At 63.8% G+C, this 19,195-nt stretch carries 15 protein-coding genes and 2 pseudogenes; 2 read left to right on the top strand and 15 right to left on the bottom strand.

Going from position 1 to position 19,195, the window contains the following annotated elements; all coding sequences use genetic code 11:
• Positions 1–6 precede the first annotated feature (6 nt).
• The 5 genes from OKW28_RS39420 to OKW28_RS39400 form a co-directional block, all read right to left on the bottom strand.
• Positions 7–1,137, bottom strand: a complete 1,131-nt coding sequence (locus tag OKW28_RS39420; protein WP_429453443.1) for an acyl-CoA dehydrogenase family protein — start codon at positions 1,135–1,137, stop codon at positions 7–9.
• A 33-nt stretch (positions 1,138–1,170) separates the two neighbouring features.
• The gene (locus OKW28_RS39415) at positions 1,171–1,848 is read right to left on the bottom strand and encodes an SDR family oxidoreductase (RefSeq protein WP_187628338.1); all 678 of its coding nucleotides are present in this window, start codon (positions 1,846–1,848) and stop codon (positions 1,171–1,173) included.
• Positions 1,849–1,876: 28 nt separating this feature from the next.
• A complete protein-coding gene (locus OKW28_RS39410; protein WP_429453440.1) occupies positions 1,877–3,085 on the bottom strand; it encodes an acetyl-CoA C-acetyltransferase in 1,209 nt (402 codons plus the stop codon).
• Between the two features lie 72 nt (positions 3,086–3,157).
• Positions 3,158–4,975, bottom strand: a complete 1,818-nt coding sequence (aceK, locus tag OKW28_RS39405) for a bifunctional isocitrate dehydrogenase kinase/phosphatase (RefSeq protein ID WP_429453439.1) — start codon at positions 4,973–4,975, stop codon at positions 3,158–3,160.
• A 39-nt stretch (positions 4,976–5,014) separates the two neighbouring features.
• Entirely contained in the window at positions 5,015–5,419 is a 405-nt protein-coding gene (locus OKW28_RS39400) for a MerR family transcriptional regulator (protein ID WP_429453437.1), read from the bottom strand.
• Positions 5,420–5,578: 159 nt separating this feature from the next.
• On the opposite strand from OKW28_RS39400, the gene OKW28_RS39395 reads away from it, so the two are divergent.
• Positions 5,579–6,652: an MBL fold metallo-hydrolase gene (locus OKW28_RS39395; protein WP_429453435.1), complete on the top strand. Its 1,074-nt coding sequence runs from the start codon at positions 5,579–5,581 to the stop codon at positions 6,650–6,652.
• 100 nt (positions 6,653–6,752) lie between these two features.
• Here OKW28_RS39395 and OKW28_RS39390 read toward each other — a convergent pair whose 3' ends face one another.
• The 8 genes and pseudogenes from OKW28_RS39390 to argS all read right to left on the bottom strand — a co-directional run bounded on the left by OKW28_RS39390 (position 6,753) and on the right by argS (position 15,127).
• Entirely contained in the window at positions 6,753–7,196 is a 444-nt protein-coding gene (locus OKW28_RS39390; protein ID WP_429453433.1) for a lysozyme inhibitor LprI family protein, read from the bottom strand.
• Positions 7,184–7,924, bottom strand: coding sequence for a LysM peptidoglycan-binding domain-containing protein (locus OKW28_RS39385; protein WP_429454606.1), 741 nt, complete (start codon positions 7,922–7,924; stop codon positions 7,184–7,186). The genes OKW28_RS39390 and OKW28_RS39385 overlap by 13 nt, the downstream gene beginning before the upstream one ends.
• A 229-nt stretch (positions 7,925–8,153) precedes the next feature.
• Complete coding sequence (locus OKW28_RS39380; RefSeq protein ID WP_429453431.1) at positions 8,154–9,740, bottom strand: ABC transporter substrate-binding protein; 1,587 nt, start codon at positions 9,738–9,740, stop codon at positions 8,154–8,156.
• Positions 9,741–10,026: 286 nt separating this feature from the next.
• Positions 10,027–10,845 carry a helical backbone metal receptor gene (locus OKW28_RS39375; protein WP_429453429.1) on the bottom strand — a complete coding sequence of 273 codons (819 nt, stop codon included), beginning with the start codon at positions 10,843–10,845 and terminating at the stop codon, positions 10,027–10,029.
• Positions 10,846–10,848: 3 nt separating this feature from the next.
• Entirely contained in the window at positions 10,849–11,622 is a 774-nt protein-coding gene (locus tag OKW28_RS39370) for an SDR family oxidoreductase (RefSeq protein WP_429453427.1), read from the bottom strand.
• A 15-nt stretch (positions 11,623–11,637) separates the two neighbouring features.
• Positions 11,638–12,276, bottom strand: a complete 639-nt coding sequence (locus OKW28_RS39365) for a thiol:disulfide interchange protein DsbA/DsbL (protein WP_429453425.1) — start codon at positions 12,274–12,276, stop codon at positions 11,638–11,640.
• 176 nt (positions 12,277–12,452) lie between these two features.
• Positions 12,453–13,257 (bottom strand): annotated as a pseudogene (locus OKW28_RS39360) (SPOR domain-containing protein).
• Between the two features lie 79 nt (positions 13,258–13,336).
• Positions 13,337–15,127 carry an arginine--tRNA ligase gene (gene argS / locus OKW28_RS39355; RefSeq protein ID WP_429453424.1) on the bottom strand — a complete coding sequence of 597 codons (1,791 nt, stop codon included), beginning with the start codon at positions 15,125–15,127 and terminating at the stop codon, positions 13,337–13,339.
• 458 nt (positions 15,128–15,585) lie between these two features.
• Between argS and OKW28_RS39350 the strand changes: the two genes are divergently transcribed.
• Entirely contained in the window at positions 15,586–15,912 is a 327-nt protein-coding gene (locus OKW28_RS39350; protein ID WP_018419249.1) for a DUF1840 domain-containing protein, read from the top strand.
• 131 nt (positions 15,913–16,043) lie between these two features.
• On the opposite strand, the gene OKW28_RS39345 is transcribed toward OKW28_RS39350, so the two are convergent.
• Positions 16,044–16,241, bottom strand: coding sequence for an acid-shock protein (locus OKW28_RS39345; protein WP_429453422.1), 198 nt, complete (start codon positions 16,239–16,241; stop codon positions 16,044–16,046).
• Positions 16,242–16,435: 194 nt separating this feature from the next.
• A pseudogene (metH, locus tag OKW28_RS39340) lies at positions 16,436–19,165 on the bottom strand (methionine synthase); the annotation flags it as partial.
• Positions 19,166–19,195: the final 30 nt, after the last annotated feature.

The raw sequence follows: 19,195 nt of genomic DNA, 5'->3' as shown, positions 1-19,195 counted from the left end.
GAAATTTCAGTTGAGCGCGCGAGCGATCAGGATCTTCTGGATGTCGCTCGTGCCCTCGTAGATCTGGCACACGCGCACGTCGCGGTAAATCCGCTCGACCGGGAAGTCGCTCAGATAACCGTAGCCGCCGTGCGTCTGCAAGGCGGCCGAGCAGATGCGCTCGGCCGCTTCGGAGGCGAACAGTTTTGCCATCGCGGCTTCGGTCAGACACGGCTGGCCCGCGTCCTTCAGCGACGCCGCGTGCCAGATCAATTGACGCGCGGCTTCGAGTTGGGTCGCCATGTCGGCAAGGCGAAACTGCACCGCCTGGTGCGAGAACAGCGGCGCGCCGAAGCTCTCGCGTTCTTTTGCGTAAGTCAGCGCCGCCTCGAACGCGGCGCGTGCCATGCCGACGCTTTGCGCGGCGATACCGATGCGCCCGCCTTCGAGACCCGACAACGCGATCCGGTAGCCTTCGCCTTCCGCGCCGATCAGGTTCGCGGCCGGCACGCGGCACGCCTCGAATACGATTTGCGCGGTATCCGACGAATGCTGGCCGAGCTTGTCTTCGACCCGCGCGACCACGTAGCCCGGCGTGCCGGTGGGCACGATGAACGCGCTGATGCCGCGCTTGCCAGCGGCCTTGTCGGTGACGGCCATCACGATCGCGACGTCGCCGTTCTTGCCGCTCGTGATGAACTGTTTGACGCCATTCAGCACGTACGCGTCGCCGTCGCGTGTCGCGGTGGTGCGCAGCGCCGACGCATCCGAGCCCGCTTGCGGCTCGGTCAGGCAGAACGCGCCGAGCATCTCGCCGCGCGCGAGCGGCGTGAGCCAGTCGCGCTTCTGCGCGTCGTTGCCATAGGTGAGCAGGATGCTGCACACCGGGCAGTTGTTCACCGAGATCGCGGTCGACGTGCCGCCGTCGCCGGCCGCGATTTCTTCGAGGATCAACGCGAGCGCGAGCGCGTCCATGCCGGCGCCGCCATACGTTTCGGGCACCAGCACGCCATAAGCACCGAGCTCGGCGAGCTGCCGGTGCACGTCGTGCGGAAAGGTGCGCTCGCGGTCCCATTGCGCCGCGTACGGCGTGATCGCTTCGCGCACGAAGGTGCGCAGCGCGTCGCGCACCATCAGGTGATCCTGATCAAGCACCATGAGCGTGTCTCCGGTCCCATGCAACGTAGTTGTCTACCAGTCGAGCTGCGTGCCGTCGTGCTGAAAGAAGCGGCCGTGGAACGCGTCGCGCGATGCCGCCGCCTGCGCCAGCACCTCGCGCATGCCGGCCACGCTGCGCGCGGGATCGAGCGCGGCCTGCGCGCCGCCCATGTCGGTGCGCACCCAGCCGGGATGCAGCGACACGCAGGTCGCGCGTTGCGCGTCGAGCGACGCGAGCTTCAGCACGGCGTTCAGCGCCGCCTTGCTCGCGCGATACAGCCAGCCGGTCGTGCCGCTTGCATCGGCGATGCTGCCCATGCGACTCGAAATCACCGCGAGCACGCCGTCCGTTTCCTCGACGAGCGGCAGCAGGATTGGCAGCAGCTGCATCGGGCCGCGCACGTTCGTGTGCATTACGTGATCGAAGTCCTCGGCGGTGATCGTTTCGATGCCTTCGGTGCGTGGACCGTACACGCCCGACACCAGGATCGCGGCATCGAGCCGTTCGCCGTCGAGCTTCCAGCCGAGCGCCGCGATGTCTTCGGGCGCGGTGACGTCGAGCGCGAAGGTTTCGGCGCCGAGTTCGTTGAGCGCATCGAGCGCGGCGCCGTCGCGCGCGGTCGCGAGCACGCGCCAGCCGCTGTTTCTGTACTGCCGGACGAATTCCTGGCCGATGCCACGCGATGCACCGACGATCAACACTGTTTTCATCGTATTCCTCGAAGATTTTGTGGCTGCGTCAGATCAGTTCGACACCCATCGCCGTCGCCTCGCCGCCGCCGATACACAGCGTCGCGACACCGCGCTTCAGACCGCGATTCTTCAGCGCGCCGATCAGCGTGACGAGAATGCGCGCGCCCGAGGCGCCGATCGGATGGCCTAACGCGCACGCGCCGCCGTTCACGTTGACCTTGTTGTGCGGTAAATCGTGCTCTTTCATCGCGGCCATCGTGACGACCGCGAACGCTTCGTTGATTTCGTACAGATCGACGTCGCCGGCGCGCCAACCGTTCTTCCCGAGCAGCTTGCGGATCGCGCCGACCGGCGCGGTGGTGAACTTCGCGGGCGCCTGCGCGAACGTCGAATGACCGACGACGCGCGCGAGCGGCGCCACGCCGAGCCGTTTCGCGGTCGACTCGCGCATCATCACGAGCGCGGCCGCGCCGTCCGAGATCGACGACGAGTTCGCCGCCGTCACGGTGCCGGTCTTGCTGAACGCGGGCTTCAGCGTGGGGATCTTGTCGAGGTTGGCCTTGAACGGCTGCTCGTCGCGCGCGATCGTGACGTCACCCTTGCGGCCCGCCACCGTAACCGGCGCGATTTCCCAGTCGAACGAGCCGTCCTCGTTCGCGCGCTTCGCGCGGTTCAACGACTCGACCGCGAACGCATCCTGCGCCTCGCGCGTGAAGTCGAACGACGCCGCGCATTCCTCGGCGAACGCGCCCATCAGACGGCCTTTGTCGTAGGCGTCTTCGAGGCCGTCGTAGAACATGTGGTCGAGCACCTGGCCGTGGCCCATGCGCATGCCGCCGCGCGCTTTCGGCAGCAGATACGGCGCGTTCGTCATGCTCTCCATGCCGCCCGCGACGATCACGTCGAGCGAGCCCGCGGCCAGCATGTCGTGCGCGAACATCGCCGCGCGCATGCCGGAGCCGCACATCTTGTTGACCGTCGTGCAGCCGGTGGCGAGCGGTAGACCCGCGCCGAGCGCGGCCTGGCGCGCGGGCGCCTGGCCGAGGCCGGCGGGCAGCACGCAGCCCATCACCGCTTCGTCGATCTGCTCGGGCTTCAGACCCGCGCGCTCCACGGCCGCTTTGATCGCGACCGCGCCGAGCTGTGGCGCGGTCAGCGACGCGAAGTCGCCCTGAAAGCCGGCCATCGGCGTACGCGCCGCGCTGACGATCACGATCGGATCGGCGTGGATACCACTGTGGTTTGCGTCATTCATGTTTGAGCTCCTTGGTCATAGCTTGGATGGCTACCGCCGCGCGTTGCCTGATGCGAATCCTCGTGGGATTCATCAAGCCACGCGCACATTTGGCTCGTCCGCCTGCGCATCGGGCGCTTGGGCGAACCGCTCCGGATAACGCACGCAAAAGCGCACGGTCTGGTCGTACGGGAAAAAATCGGGCAGCTCGCCCTTCAACAGGGAATCCTTGTGTCGTTGCCACAGTTCGGGTTCGAAGAAATCCGCGTGATGCCGCATGAACGAGCGGCGCACGCGCGGATCGCCGAGCAGGAACGTGCCGTACGTCTGCGGAAAAATATCGTGCGGACCGACCGCGTACCACGGCTCGGCCGACATTTCGTCTTCCTCGTTGCGCGGCGGTGGCACCGCGCGCACGTTGCAGTCGGTCAGGTATTCGATCTCGTCGTAGTCGTAGAACACGACGCGGCCATGTCGCGTGACACCGAAGTTCTTGTACAGCAAGTCGCCGGGGAAGATGTTCGCCTGGATCAGTTCCTTCACCGCGTTGCCGTATTCCTTGATACCGCGCTCGACGTCGTCGTCGTTGCCGTTCTGCAGGAACAGATTGAGCGGCACCATGCGTCGCTCGATGTACATATGGCGAATCACGAGGTTCTCGCCGTCGTACTCGATCAGCGACGGCACTTCCTTCTCGAGTTCGCGCAACAGCGTTTCGTCGAGCCGCGCAAGCGGCAGCGCGACGCTCGAATATTCGAGCGTGTCGGCCATGCGGCCCAGGCGGTCGTGGCGTTTGACGAGCTGATACTTCTGCTGGATCTGCGCGCGCGTGGTTTCCTTCGGCGGCGGAAAGTTGTCCCTGATCAGCTTGAACACGTACGGAAACGACGGCAACGTGAACACCAGCATCACGAGCCCCTTGATGCCGGGCGCGACGATGAAATGGTCGCTCGAATGCGACAGGTGATGCAGCAGGTCGCGATAGAACAGATTCTTGCCCTGTTTCTGCAGACCCACCGACGTATAGATTTCCGCCTTCGGTTTGCCCGGCATGACCGTGCGCAGAAACTCGACATACGCGGACGGCACTTCCATGTCGACCAGAAAATACGAGCGCGAGAAGCTGAAGATGATCAGCAATTGCTCGCGCTTGAGCAGCACCGTGTCGAGCGCGAGCACGCCCGGTTTCACATGACGCAGCGGCACCGCGAACGGCAGCAGCGCGTCACCGTTGATGATGCGCCCGACGATATACGCGGCCTTGTTGCGATAAAACAGCGACGACAGTACGTGAATCTGGAAGTTCGGCGCTTCGTCGAATACGCCGAACGCTTCGTGAATCGACTGCATCACGCAGGCGACGTCGCGCGTCAGATCCTCGAACAGCGGATCGAGCTGGAAGTTCGTGACGATTCGCTCCAGCGTCGCGGCAAGTCCATCTGTACCGGGGTAATACGCGCGATAGGTCGGCTTCGCGGCCGGTTCGTCGTTCTCGATGTATTCGGTCGAGATCGCTGGGCGCACGAAAATGAAATCGTTGTTGAAATACGAGCGGTGCAGGATCTTGCAGGATACCGAATTAAAAAACGTTTCCGCGCATTCGGGCTGACGGTGCGTGGTCAGAAGGCCGATATAGTGCAGCTTGATCTGCTGCCACACTTCGCTGTCGATGTTCTCCGCGTCGTACTCGTCTTCGAGCAGCTGCACGCATTCCTGCACGCGATCGTCGTACGAGGCGATGCGGTCGCGCGCGAGTTTTTGTATGCCATGCCAGTCGCCGGTTTCGAACAGCGTCTTCGCGTGGATCGCGGCTTCGCGAAAGATCCGGTAGTGACGGTCGAACCCTTCGAGCATCGTCTGTGCGACGTCGAAACCGATTTGCGACGATAACAGCTTGGGGAAGTGATTCATCACGCGCGCTCCGCAAACGCCGGTCAGAGTCAGGCCAATTCAGGCAGGCTTCGCGTCATGCCTGGCGCCGTCGAGCAGCGCGCGCGCCTGCGCTTCGTACTGCGAGAGATCTTCGAGCGTCGCGTCGAGATCTTCGCGCTGACGTTCGAGCACCTCACGATGACGCGCGACCGTGGCGAGAAACGCGTGCAGTTGCGGCACGGTGTCGGTCGGCGATTCGTAGGCGTCCAGCAGGTCGCGAATCTCCGATAGCGTAAAGCCAAGCCGCTTGCCGCGCAGCGTGAGCTTCAGACGCGTGCGGTCGCGGCCCGAATAGACGCGCCGCAAGCCGCTCGAACCCTCGCGGCGCGGCGAGAGTAAACCCTGATCTTCGTAGAAACGGATCGCGCGTGGCGTGACGTCGAATTCGCGCGCGAGCTCGGTGATCGTGTATTGCGTATTCATCGGGACATCTCGTGGCCGTGTGGCCGGGCACAAAACCGGATTGGACGATAGAATCGACGTTTACGTTATCGTCAACCTGAGCGGAAAGCAACCACAACCAGGCCGACCGGCATCGCACACCTCGCCATGCCGGAGGGTCGTCGGAGGAAGACAGTCCCTATGAATGCACTCGAACACCAGCTCGAATACCCCTTCAACGACACGATGCCCGACGCGGGCCGCACGATGGAAGTCGCGCCCGGCGTGCTTTGGCTGCGCATGCCGCTGCCATTCGCGCTCGACCATATCAACCTGTGGCTGCTGCGCGATGAGATCGACGGCCAGCAAGGCTGGACCGTGGTCGATTGCGGCATCACGTCGGACACGATCAAGGCGAATTGGGAGAGCGTGTTCGAATGGGTGCTCGACGGCCTGCCGGTGCTGCGCGTGATCGTCACGCATTGCCATCCGGATCACATCGGCCTCGCGCACTGGGTGTGCGGCGGCGGTGATAAAAAGCGTTGGGACGCGCGGCTGTGGATGACGCTCGGCGAATACATGCAGGCGCGCGTGATGGCAACCGGCGACGGCTCGAACGCGGGTGGCGAGGCCGCGGCGCGGCACTTCGCGCGGCACGGTCTGACGGACGCCGAATCGCTCGAAAAACTGCGCAATCGCAATAGCTACTACTCGAGCCTCGTGCCGGCGATTCCGGGGCAATACCGCCGTTTGCGCGAAGCCGAGGATGTCAGGATCGGCGGCAGGACGTGGCGCGTGGTGACGGGCTTCGGCCACTCGCCGGAACACTGTGCGCTGCACTGCGCGGAAACCGGCACGCTGATTTCCGGCGATATGGTGCTGCCGCGCATTTCGACCAACGTGTCGGTGTTCGATATCGAGCCTGAGGGTTCTCCGCTCGAACTGTATCTGGAGTCGCTCGGCCGCTACGAGACGATGCCTGAGGACACGCTCGTGCTGCCGTCGCATGGCAAGCCGTTTCGCGGGGCGCGCACGCGCATTCGTCAATTGCGCGAGCATCACGACGCGCGGCTCGCCGAAGTGCGCGAAGCATGTGCGGAAAAGCCGCGCAGCGCCGCCGATATCGTGCCGTTGATGTTCAAGCGCCAGCTCGATATCCATCAGATGACATTCGCGATGGGTGAGGCGCTCGCGCATTTGCATCTGCTGTGGCGAGCGGGGGATTTGAAGCGGACGCAGGATGCGGATGGAGTGATTCGGTTTGCGGCGGTGTGATCTCGGCCGTTGGCTGCGGGCATAGAAGCGACGACGAATAGGTCCGCGCTACGCGGAGGCACTGAGCGGCGCAACGATGCCAGGCGTCCTTTCGTGCGAACTACTTCAACGGCAAGTCAGAGGCAGCGTCGCGGAGTTGCTGGGCTCGCCGGTTGTTGAGTTCGGAAATGCAAGCCAAACGGCCCAATTCGTGCGAATTGCCCGCCCCACCACCACTTAGTGAAGCTGCGAATTCGCATTGAGCCTTGCGGTACTCCGCGAATTTCCTGTTTGATGCGACGAGTTTTGCCCTGGCCTGGTTGACGTACTTGTTGTCTTCATCCCATTTGGAGAGGGTGCCAGCCATCTTCTCCTCGGCTCGTTTGAGGGCCTTCTGACTGGCCTCTGCTTTCTCTGCCAGACAGTCCCGCATTCCCGCTTGCGAGAACGCGCTGCATTCCTCGCGCAGAGCCCGTTCGCTTGCAACGGGAGCAGTTGAGGCCGCAAGGACCATTGTTGGCAGGTAGGTGGTCAAACCGAAACAGATCAGGTTTATTGTGCGCATAGGGCTGCCTTCCCGTTACGCACCAATGACAACGCGTAGTCAAGTTTTCTGGCGTATTTTGAGTCACGACCTCCGTTATAGCGCCGTGCTATCAATGTCGTGGAGATGGGGTGCCAGCTTGCAATCACATTTTGAACTGAAGCTTTTCGGTACTTCAACACTTGTCCAGGGCGAAGAGCAGTGGACGTCGGGTTTAGCTTTCTCAACATCTCGATCGTGGTGCCTTGAGCCCTTGCCATCCTGTCCAAGCTATCGCCCGGCTTGACAGCGATCTCATAAACTTTGGGGTCAGCGCCAAGTACGCTCCGGTACTCGAAAATTGCCATGCGCATGAGCAGGTAGCCAACCCCGGCACGGATGTTATACGCCGGTATCGTTCTGACTGAGGCAATTGTCAGCTGTCCTTTCCAGCCTGGTAGCAGAATCAGATCGCCGCCTTCTTTGCCCGAAAGCAGCGATGCTAATCCAGGATCGCCTGCAACCCCAATCTGCATCGGCTTGGCGTTCCACTGAGGATCGTGGGCACCTGTTTCGACCCACAACATCGCCTTGATAAGCTGCCAGTCCAAGGGCACGTACCCGGAAGTGCCGCGAAGTTGGCGGTTGTACTCATGGACTGCCATCTGGATCTCGCAGTCCCAGGAATTCCATTTGGCATCGCTTACAGCCTTGCTAACGCCATCCTGCCACCGTTCAAAACCTGTCCTCGTTGGAGCTTGCATTGCCATAACCATTCCTTCTGTCAAAGTGTGGGCGGCTACTTTGCAAGCAATTATCAGCTTCTTGCCTGAGGAAAATTGCATTAGGAATCGGTCTGGCGGGCGAAGGCCCGAGATCACGTCGAAAAAAGGTTACGCAGTGTCAGATGCAACCAGCCAATTCGCGCGTTGAATAAAAAAGCCCGGTTCAAAAACCGGGCTTTCTTGCAGGGCCGCCTGCGCTAACCGCAGTGCAAAATCACTGCACCACCACCGCCCCGAAATTCTGCCGTCCAAACGGACTCACGTGATACCCGCTCACGTTCGTGCGCGTGATCGCGGCAGCGGTCGGATAGCCGAGCGGAATCCACAGCGCTTCGTCGTGGATGATCTGCTGCGCGGCTTCATACGCTTTTGTGCGCCTGGCGATATCGGACGTCGCTCTGCCGTCGGCGATCAGCTTGTCGAGGTCCTGATCGCAGAACCGCGCGAAGTTGATGCCCGACTTCACCGCGTTGCAACTGAAGAGCGGCGACAGATAATTGTCCGGATCGCCGTTGTCGCCGGCCCATCCCATGAACAGCGAGTCATGCTGTCCTTGCTTCGCCTGCTTGATCAGTTCGCCCCATTCAATCACCTTGACTTCCGCTTTCACGCCGATCTTCGCGAAGTCGGCCTGCAGCAGTTCGGCACCGGCCTTCGGATTCGGATTCAGTACGCTGCCATTCGGACGCACCCAGATCGTCGTTTCAAAACCGTTCGGATAGCCCGCGTCGGCGAGCAGCTTCTTCGCCTTCGCCGGGTCGTACGGCCAGCCCTTGATCGAGTGGTTGTAGCTCCACGTATTCGGCGGAAACGGGTTCACGGCCGGCGTCGCGGTGTTGTCGAACACGGTCTTCAGATATGTCGTGCGGTCGAACGCCATGTTCAGCGCGGCGCGCACCTTCTGGTTTTCAAGTGGCTTCTGCTGCGTGTTCAGCGCGACGAAGGCCGTCATGAACGCGGGCGTCTGCACGATCGCGAGCGACTTGTCGTTCTTCGCGTCGGCGAGATCCTGCGGCTTCGGTGACAGCGCGATCTGGCATTCGCCAGCCTTCACCTTCTGCGCGCGCACGGTCGCGTCCGGCGTGATCGCGTAGATCAGGCGCTCGATCTTCGGCTTCGGTCCCCAGTAGGTCGGGTTCACGTCGTAGCGGATCACCGCGTCTTTCGTATAGCTCTTCAGCACGAACGGCCCGGTGCCGATCGGCTTCGCGTTCAGGTCGACCTGCTGGCCGGCCTTCAGCAACTGGTCCGCGTACTCGGCGGAATAGATCGAGGCGAAGCCCATCGTCAGGATCGACAAGAACGTCGCGTTCGGCTCGTTCAGTTCGAACTTGACCGTGTTGTCGTCGACCTTGGTAATCGACTTGATCAGCTTCGGCAGTCCCATCGACTGTGCGTGCGGGAAGCCGCTCGCGCCCGCCACCTTGTGCCACGGATTGCTGTCGTTGAGCATGCGGTCGAACGTGAAGATCACGTCGTCGGCATTCAGCGCGCGGGTGGGCTTGAAGTAGTCGGTGGTTTGGAACTGCACGTTGGGGCGCAGGTGGAATGTGTACGTCAGGCCGTCGGGGCTCACTTCCCACTTGTCGGCGAGCGCGGGCACGACCTTCTTCGCGGCTTCGTCGAACGACACCAGCGAGTTGAAGATCACGTCGGCCGATGCATTCGTCGTGACGAGCGAATTGAACTGCACGACGTCGAAGCCGTCGGGGCTCGATTCGGTACAGACCGTCAACGGTTTGGCGAGCAAGAGCGCGGGCGCAGTGAACAGGATGGCGGCTGCGAGCAGTTTGAAGCGCATAGGATCTCCGGTAACGAGCGCAGTCAGGCAGTGCGTCTGGTTGTGTTTATGGCGGCGATGCGTGAGCGGGCAGGTCAGCGGTCCCGGCGCGCGCGTCGCCACGATTGTGATACGTTCCCGGCGCCGTCGTACAGGTCCGCGGGCGATCCCGGCCTGAGGCCTGGGGGCCGGCCTTCGAGGCCTGGCCGGCGGCGCGCCTTCGCGAAAGCTTATCGAAGGGCCATTTTGGCGACAACAATTTAATCGACATATCCATATGGGGGCGGCGCGCGGCCATGCTGCCGCCTCAGGCTGCGGCGGCCTGACGCAGCAGGTAGCCGATGCCACTTATTGCGCGCACGCCGTACCACGACGTCATTTCCCCATCGATCAGATCGATGCGCTTGCCGGTGAGACGCGGATCGCGCGCGAGCGCATCGCGATGCGCGGCCGTGAACCGGTACGGCTCGCTCGACAGCAGCACGCGGTCGACCTGCGCGAGCCACGGCGCGTCGTCGAAGTCGAGCGTGGGGTAACGCGCGGCGCCCGCGCTGCCGCCGCGCACGTCGGGCAGCGTATGCCAGTTCACGAGGCGCAGCATCGCGGCGATGTAGGTGTCGCGTGCGACGCTCATCCACGGTTCGCGCCAGATCAGGTACAGCACGTTCTGCGCGGCGAAGGCGTGAGCGCCGGCTTCGCGCAGACGCGCTTGGAGCGAGTTGCTCAAGCGCCGCGCTTCTTCTTTACGCCCGAAGATCGCGCCGAGCAGCCCGAACAGCGCGAGGTTGTCGTGCGGCGTCTGCGGATGGGTGACGACGATGTGCGGCACGAACGCGCGCAGTTGCTCGACGGTGTCGCGTTCGTTCTCGTCGACATTGACGATCAGATGGGTGGGGCGCAGCGCGCGGATCGCGTCCAGTTTGACGGCCTTCGTGCCGCCGACCTTCGGCACCGCCCGGACCTTGTCGCGCGGATACACGCAAAAGCCGGTGCGCCCGACGATCTGCCGCTCGAGGCCGAGCGCGAACAGCGTTTCGGTGAGGCTCGGCACCAGCGACACGATGCGCGCGTCGGTGCCCGCGGATTCGTGCGCGACGCCGGCTGCATCGACCGCACGGGACTGCATGGCTTACTCGGTGGCGGCGCGCGGCTTGCGCGGCGCGCGTTCGAACACGCGGTCGTAGAGCCAGCGCGGCAGCACATGCAGCAGCATCGCGGCCACACGCATCTGCCACGGAAACACCGCGAACGACGTCTGCCGTTCAACCGCCCGCGCGACCTTCGCCGCGAAACGGTCGGCGTCCATCAGGAACGGCATGTTGTACGGATTGTGCTCGGTCATTGGCGTGCGGATATAGCCGGGCGCGATCGTGACGACCCCGACGCCGAACGGCCGCATCTCGACGCGCAACGCCTCGAGATACTTCAGGGCCGCCGATTTCGACGCGCTGTACGCGCCCGACCCGGGCAAGCCGCGCACGCCCGCGACGCTCGCAATGCCGACCAGCGTGCCGCGCTTCGATGCGGCCATCGCGGCGGCAAATGGCTCGAACGTCGCGACCATGCCGAAGTAATTGATGTCCATCACCTTGCGGAACGTGCGCAGATCGGCGTGACCCGTCAGCGCGCCGCGGCTGATGCCGGCGTTGGCGATCACGATGTCCGGCAGGCCGTGCGCGGCGATGAAGCGCGCGGCCGCATCGGCGAGCGCTTCCGCGTCGCGCACGTCGAGCGCGTAGATCAAGACGGTGTTCTGGGGATGGGACCGCTGGAACGCGGCGAGCGAGTCGCCGCGGCGGGCGACGAGACCGAGAATCGCGCCGCTCCGTGCGTATTCGCCGGCGAGCGCGAGGCCGATGCCGCTCGAAGCGCCGGTAATGAAAACCTTCAGCGGAGAGGTCATACCGGCGCCTCGTGATTACATCTTCTTGGCGCGGACTTGCGAGACGAGGTAGTCGAGCACCTGGACCGTGCCCGGCAGGGTGCCGGTCGCGGCCGGGCCGGTTTCATACTTGCCCTGCACGGCGAGCGTCGGCACGCCGTCGATCTTGTAGCCGTCGAGCAGCTTCTTGTCCTTCTGCAGCGCGCTTTGCGTCGAGAACGAGTTGTACGCTTCCATGTACTTCTTCGGATCGACGCCGAGCTTCGCGAGGAATTTGGTCTGGTCTTCCGGCGTCAGCAGGTAGTTCTTGTTGACATGGATTTCGTTGAACACCTTCGGCGTCAGTTCGTTCGCGACGCCGAGCGCATCGAGCGCGTGGTACATCTTCGAGTGCGGGATGAAGTCGTCGCGGAAGGCGACCGGCACGCGGCGGAACACGACGTCCGGGCCCTGCTTCTTGATCCACGCTTCGAGGAACGGCTCGAATTCATTGCAATGCGGGCAGCCGTACCAGAAGAATTCGGTGACTTCGATCTTGCCGGCCGGCACGTCGGTCGGTTGCGGCGAGGCCAGCACGGTGTAGTCTTTGCCGGCAACCGGCGCGGTCGGCGACGCATGCGCGCTGGCCGCGATCAGGCCTAGCGAGAGAAACAGGATGCTCAGCAGCTTTTTCATGTTGTGTAGACCCAGATAAGGCGGTAGCGCGGCGACGCCATGCTAAGGGCCCGTCGCCGCTGGTCGGATTCGGTGTGGCCGCCCGCCACAATACAGGTCGAAGCGGCCATCGTGCTTGTGACCCGCGCGCCGCGCCGATAGTTCGACGCGCCGTGCGAGCCGGCATTACCGTTTATTTATTGTTTGGCGAAGCGGATCACCGCGGTATCGACACCCGCGTCCGACAGACGCTGACGGCTCGAATTCATGTCCTCGAACTTCGAGAACGGCCCGATGCGCACGCGGTAGTACGTGACGCCGCCGGCATCGCGCTGCGTGACCTTTGATTCGAAGCCCTGGAACGCGAGGCGCGCGCGCTGCTGTTCGGCATCGGCGGCGGTCTTGTACGCGCCGACCTGCAGGAAGTAGCCGGTGTTCGCATCGCCCGGCGCCTGAGCGGCGGCCGAGCCCGGCTTGGCGTTGGCCGCCGTGGTCGCGCTCGTGCTCTTAGGCGCGGAGCCTGCCGCGGTGGCGGCGGGCGCGCTCGACGTCTGCGGTTTCTTCGCCGGCGCCGGTGCGACGATGCCGCCGGTACCGTTCTCCTGCGCGGGATTTGGCGCGACGGGCCGTGCCGTTGTTATTCGCGTTGCCGCCCGACGGCGGCACTTCGACGATCTGCGGTTCTTCGAGCATGCCCGACTGGGTCTGGGCGTTGGTCTGGCCCGGCGCGGTGTTCGGCGGAGCCGGTTGCGCGGCCTGCGGCACCGGCTGGCCCGGCGTCTTGCCTTGCAGCGGACGGTTCGGATCGTATTGCGCCTGGCTCGCACCGTTGTCGGTCGCCGCTGGCGGCGCGACCTTCGACACGAACGGCGTAGGTGCACGGGTGATATACAGCGCCACCACTACCGCGATCGCCAGGCCGACGATCAGGCCCAGCACGATGCCGAGAAAAGTGCCCCCGGTTTGCTTCGATTGCTTTGTTGTGCGGCGTGGTTTTGCCATCGTACGAATCACCTGCAAAAAGAATCCAGGAACGGCCGCCGATTATAACGACGGCCGCGCGCATATTACGCTGGAGGAGTTACATCTTGACGGGAGCGGAGACGCCGATCGTCGCGAGACCGTTGGCCAGCACCTGGCGCGTGGCCGCGAGCAGCGCGACGCGAGCGTTGCGTTCGGCCGCATCGTCGACCAGCACGCGCTCGGCACGGTCATTGTAGAACGAGTGAAATTCGCCGGCGAGTTCGCGCAGGTAGAAGGCGACCGCGTGCGGCGCGAGTTCGTCGGCGGCGTGCTGCAGCATGTCCGGGAATTCGGCGAGCTTGTTGAGCAGCGCCATCGAGCGCTCGCTTGTCAGCGGCGCGAGATCCACGTTTGCGAGCGCGTTCTCGTCGAGGCCGTAGCGCGCATTGCACTCGGCGATCACCGAGCAGATGCGCGCGTGCGCATACTGCACGTAGTGCACCGGATTCTCGTCGTTCTGCTTCAGCGCGAGGTCGATGTCGAACACGAACTCGGTGTCCGCCTTGCGCGAGATCAGGAAAAAGCGTACCGCGTCGCGGCCGCGGCGAATGGTTTCCTCGTCGATCAGATCGACGGCCGCTTCCGAGCCCGGCGTCGCGCCGCCCGACCATTCGATCAGATCGCGCACCGTCACGTAGCTGCCCGCGCGCTTCGAGATCTTGACTTCTTCGCCGTTGCGCATGACCGTGACCATCTTGTGCAGGATGTAGTCGGGGTAGCCCTTCGGAATGCCGATGCCGAGACCCTGCAGACCTGCGCGCACACGCGCGATCGTGCCGTGGTGATCCGAGCCCTGCACGTTGATGACCTTGGTGAAGCCGCGCTCCCACTTCGCGACGTGATAGGCGACGTCCGGCACGAAGTACGTGTAGGTGCCGTCGGTCTTGCGCATCACGCGGTCTTTGTCGTCGCCGTCGTCGGTGGTGCGCAGCCACAGCGCACCTTCCTGCTCGTAGGTCTTGCCAGCGGCGATCAGCGCGTCGACCGTTTTCTCGACGCGGCCTTCCGTGTACAGCGACGATTCCAGGTAGTACTGGTCGAACTTCACGCCGAACGCCTGCAGGTCCATGTCCTGCTCGCGACGCAGATACGTGACCGCGAAGCGGCGGATCGCCTCGAGGTCCTCGACGTCGCGTGCGCCGGTGACGGGCTCGCCGTCGCTCGCCTCGACCGTGATGCCGTTCAGATAGTCTTTCGCGATGTCGGCGATGTACTCGCCGTTATAGGCCGACGCGGGCCAGCCTTCGTCGCCGGGGGCGAGGCCGCGTGCGCGTGCCTGGGTCGACAGGGCGAGCGTGTGGATCTGCACGCCGGCGTCGTTGTAGTAGAACTCGCGGTGCACGTCCCAGCCCTGCGACGCGAGCACGTTCGCGAGCGCGTCGCCGAGCGCGGCCTGGCGGCCGTGGCCGACGTGCAGCGGGCCGGTGGGGTTGGCCGACACGAACTCGATCAGCACGTGCTTGCCGGCGTCGCGCCTTGAGCGGCCGTACGCGTCCTTCTCGGCGAACACGGCGGCGATCACGCCTTGCTTGGCTGCGGCCGTGAGCCGCAGGTTGATGAAGCCAGGGCCCGCCACTTCGGCAGTGTCGATCAGGCCTTTGGCCTGCGGATTGACGAGCAGCGCATCGACGATCTGTTGCGCGAGCTGGCGCGGATTGGCGCGCAGCGGCTTGGCGAGCTGCATCGCGACGTTGCACGCGACGTCGCCGTGCGCGGCGACTTTCGGGCGCTCCAGCGCAATGGCGGGCGAGACGAAGGCGGCTTCCGTCGCGCCTTGGGTGGCAGTCGCGATCTGCTTCACCGTCTCGGCGAGCAGTGTTTCGAGTGTGTGTTTATGTGCGGGCAGCATGCTTGTTGCGAGTCCAGTGAGGCAATCCGGTAAGGCGGAAGAGGCGCCGGCCGAGGCCGGTGTCGCAAGCGTAGAACGCGGCAGCGCTTTGCGGCGCCGATGGCTGCGCCGCCGGCAGACTGTCCCCCAAGGCGATGCGACGAGACGCAAGCAGCGCAACGCGGTGGACTCCGCTCGGCGGCCCGCCGGCACGCAGGCTCGCGCGGCATGCGGATTGCGGCCGATGGTTCGACGCCCCCGCTTGCACACGTGCGCGATGCTCGTCGAGCCTTGCCATACGTGGCGCTGGGCGGCGCGCTTTTCCGTTCAGACGGATTTTAGCAGGTGCTAATATGTTCAATGAGTTGCCCACGAGGGGCTGGGGCCGCCGCGCCTTGCCGGCGCCACGTCAGGCGCGCGCTGTTGCCGCCCTTGGGACGCTCATGCGTTAACCCGACATAACGAAAAAGGGAACGGTCATGCTGATTACTTTCAAGTGCCACGCCTGCCCGGACGTGATGATGCTGGAGAATCTGGCGCAGTATCTGGTCGGCATTGTCGGCAAACGCCTTGGGCAGCGGGGCGTCATTACTCACGACGAACTGGGCCCGGCCATCGAGAAGCTCGAAGCGGCGATCACCTCCGACAAGCAGGAGCGCGCCGAGCACGAGGGCCATTTCCACGAGGGCGAAGACGGCCGCGATCGTCACGAGATTCCGCCCGGTCTCGCGCAGCGCGCGTATCCGTTCCTCGACATGCTGCGCGCGGCGCAGAAGGAAAACGCGGATATCGTCTGGGGGCTTTGATTTCTGCTGGGTCCCGAGCGCCGCGGCCCGGTCTCAGAAGGCCTTCATAAGCGCTTTTGGGGCGCACTCAAAGAAAGGAGCCCGCTTGACGCGGGCTCTTTGTCATTCAGAGGGCTTGTCCGTCTCGCCGCTCACTGGCTCGCGGGGGCCGCCGACGCTGCCGCGCCTTTCTTCATCTTTTGCTTCTTCGCCTTTTTGACATGCGTCTCCGTGGGGGGCGAGTAGGAGCTGACCGCGCTCGATCCGCCAGGCGCGGCGGGTTGTGCGAGCGCCACGGAAGCGCCCGCGGCCAGCGAAACAGCGGTCAATAACAGTGTCAGCTTCTTCATACGATTTTTCTCCGTTGACGGTTGCAATTTCGGTGAGCCGGCGCGTTGTGCTCGCGCCTGACGGGATGAAAGCCGACTCAGTCTACAAAGCCGAAATTGCCGTGGCGCCAAATATTCAGTCTTTCGGACTCGATATAGTCGCGCACGCGCGGCTCGGGCCGCACGGCCCGGCCCGGCCATGTATCGCTTCACGCTCAAAGCAACGGCGCCAACGCGCGCGCGGCGTCCGCTTTCGTGAGCGACATCCGCTGCGCGTAGTCGTCGAGCTGGTCCGCGCCGATCTTGCCGACCGAGAAATAGGTGCTGTCCGGATGCGCGAGGTAGAAGCCCGACACGCTCGCCGCCGGCAGCATCGCCAGCGATTCGGTCACGCTCATGTTGATTTCGTTCGCCCGCAGCACGTCGAACATGTCGCGCTTGACGAGGTGGTCGGGGCAGGCCGGATAGCCTGGCGCCGGGCGGATGCCGCGGTATTTTTCGGCGATCAGTTCGTCGCTGGAGAGGTTTTCGCTGTTCGCGTAGCCCCACAGGTCGCGCCGCACGCGCGCGTGCAACGCTTCGGCGAATGCTTCGGCGAGCCGGTCCGCGAGCGCCTTCAGCATGATCGCGCTGTAGTCGTCGAGATCCTTCTCGAACTGCCTCTCCTTCACGTCGACGCCAAGACCCGCCGTCACCGCGAACATGCCGATGTAGTCGGCGACGTCCGAGTCCTTCGGCGCGATGAAGTCGGCCAGCGAGCGGTTCGGTCGCATCACCCCGTCGACCACCGGCCGCACGCTCTGTTGACGCAGATTGCGCCACGTCAGCGCGACTTCGGTGCGCGATTCGTCCGTGTAGATTTCGATGTCGTCGTCATTCACCGTGTTGGCCGGCAACAGCGTGATCACGCCGTTGGCCTGCAGCCAGCGGCCCTGAATCAGGCGCGCGAGCATCGACTTGCCGTCGGAGAACACGCGCCGCGCCGATTCGCCGACGATCTCGTCATTGAGAATCGCCGGATATGGGCCGGCGAGATCCCACGTCTGGAAGAACGGACCCCAGTCGATATAGTTCGCGAGCTCGTTCAGATCGAAGTTCTTGAACACGCGCCGGCCGATGAACTTCGGCTTGACCGGCTGATAGCCTGCCCAGTCGATCTTCGTCTTATTGGCGCGCGCTTGCGCGAGCGTGACCATCGGCTGTGCTTTTTTGTTCGCATGCTGATCGCGGATGCGGTTGTAGTCGGCGTTCAGTTCGTCGATGTACTTCGCGGCGCCCTCGTCGGACAGCAGGCTCGAGGCGACCGATACCGAGCGCGACGCGTCCGGGACGTAGACCACCGGCCCGTCGTAGTGCGGAGAGATCTTCACCGCCGTGTGCACACGCGAGGTCGTCGCGCCGCCGATCAAGAGCGGAATCTTCTTGACGCGGAAGTAGTCGTCGCGCTGCATTTCCGATGCGACGTAGGCCATTTCTTCGAGACTCGGCGTAATCAGGCCCGACAGCCCGATGATGTCCGCGCCCTCGACCTTCGCCTTCGCGAGGATCTCGCTGCACGGGACCATCACGCCCATGTTGACCACTTCGAAGTTGTTGCACTGGAGCACGACCGACACGATGTTCTTGCCGATGTCGTGCACGTCGCCCTTCACGGTCGCGATGACGATCTTGCCCTTGGCGCGCACGTCGCCGCCGGCCGCCGCGAGCTGGCGCTTTTCTTCCTCGATGAACGGGATCAGATGCGCGACCGCCTGCTTCATTACGCGCGCCGACTTCACGACCTGCGGCAGGAACATCTTGCCCTGGCCGAACAGGTCGCCGACGATGTTCATGCCGTCCATCAGCGGACCTTCGATCACGTTGATCGGACGGCCGCCTGCAGCGGCGATCTTCGCGCGCACTTCCTCGGTGTCTTCGACGATGAACGTGGTGATGCCGCTCACGAGCGCATGCGCGAGACGCTTCTCGACCGGCTGCTTGCGCCACTCGAGGTTCTCTTCCTTCTTCGCGGCGCCGCTTTTGAACTTGTCGGCGATTTCGAGCAGGCGGTCGGTGCCGTCTTGACGGCGATTCAGCACGACGTCTTCGACGAGCTCGCGCAGTTCGGGATCGAGTTCGGCATACACGCCGAGTTGGCCCGCGTTGACGATGCCCATGTCCATCCCCGCCTGGATCGCGTGATAGAGGAACACGGTGTGAATCGCCTCGCGCACCGGATCGTTGCCGCGGAACGAGAACGACACGTTCGACACGCCGCCGCTCACCTTCGCGTACGGCAGGTTCTGCTTGATCCAGCGGGTCGCCTCGATGAAGTCGACCGCATAGTTGTTGTGTTCCTCGATGCCGGTCGCGATCGCAAAGATGTTCGGATCGAAGATGATGTCCTCGGGCGGAAAGCCGACTTCGTTGACGAGCACGTCGTACGAACGCTTGCAAATCCCGGTCTTGCGCTGGAACGTATCGGCCTGGCCCTGTTCGTCGAACGCCATCACGACCGCAGCCGCGCCATAGCGGCGAATCAGCTTCGCATGATGAACGAACGCTTCCTTGCCTTCCTTCAGCGAGATCGAGTTGACGATCGCCTTGCCCTGCACGCACTTGAGACCCGCCTCGATCACGTCCCATTTCGACGAGTCGATCATGATCGGCACGCGCGCGATGTCCGGCTCCGACGCGATCAGATTCATGAAGCGGACCATTGCCGCTTTCGAATCGAGCATCGCCTCGTCCATGTTGATGTCGATTACCTGCGCGCCGTTCTCGACCTGGTGGCGCGCGACGGCCAATGCTTCGTCGAACTGATTGTTCAGGATCATTCGCGCGAACGCTTTCGAGCCGGTCACATTGGTGCGTTCGCCAACGTTGATGAACAGCGTCCCGGACGTGACGTTGAACGGCTCGAGGCCGGCAAGGCGCATGGTGTGATCGGTCATGGCGTGTGTGCGAGTCGGGTGCGTGCGTTAAGGGACGTGCAG

Origin of the sequence: Paraburkholderia sp. 40 (assembly GCF_050434105.1) — a bacterium.
Lineage (GTDB): Bacteria > Pseudomonadota > Gammaproteobacteria > Burkholderiales > Burkholderiaceae > Paraburkholderia > Paraburkholderia tuberum.
The sequence above is the reverse complement of the archived record's forward strand: the minus strand, read 5'-3'. Positions and strand labels throughout refer to the sequence as shown.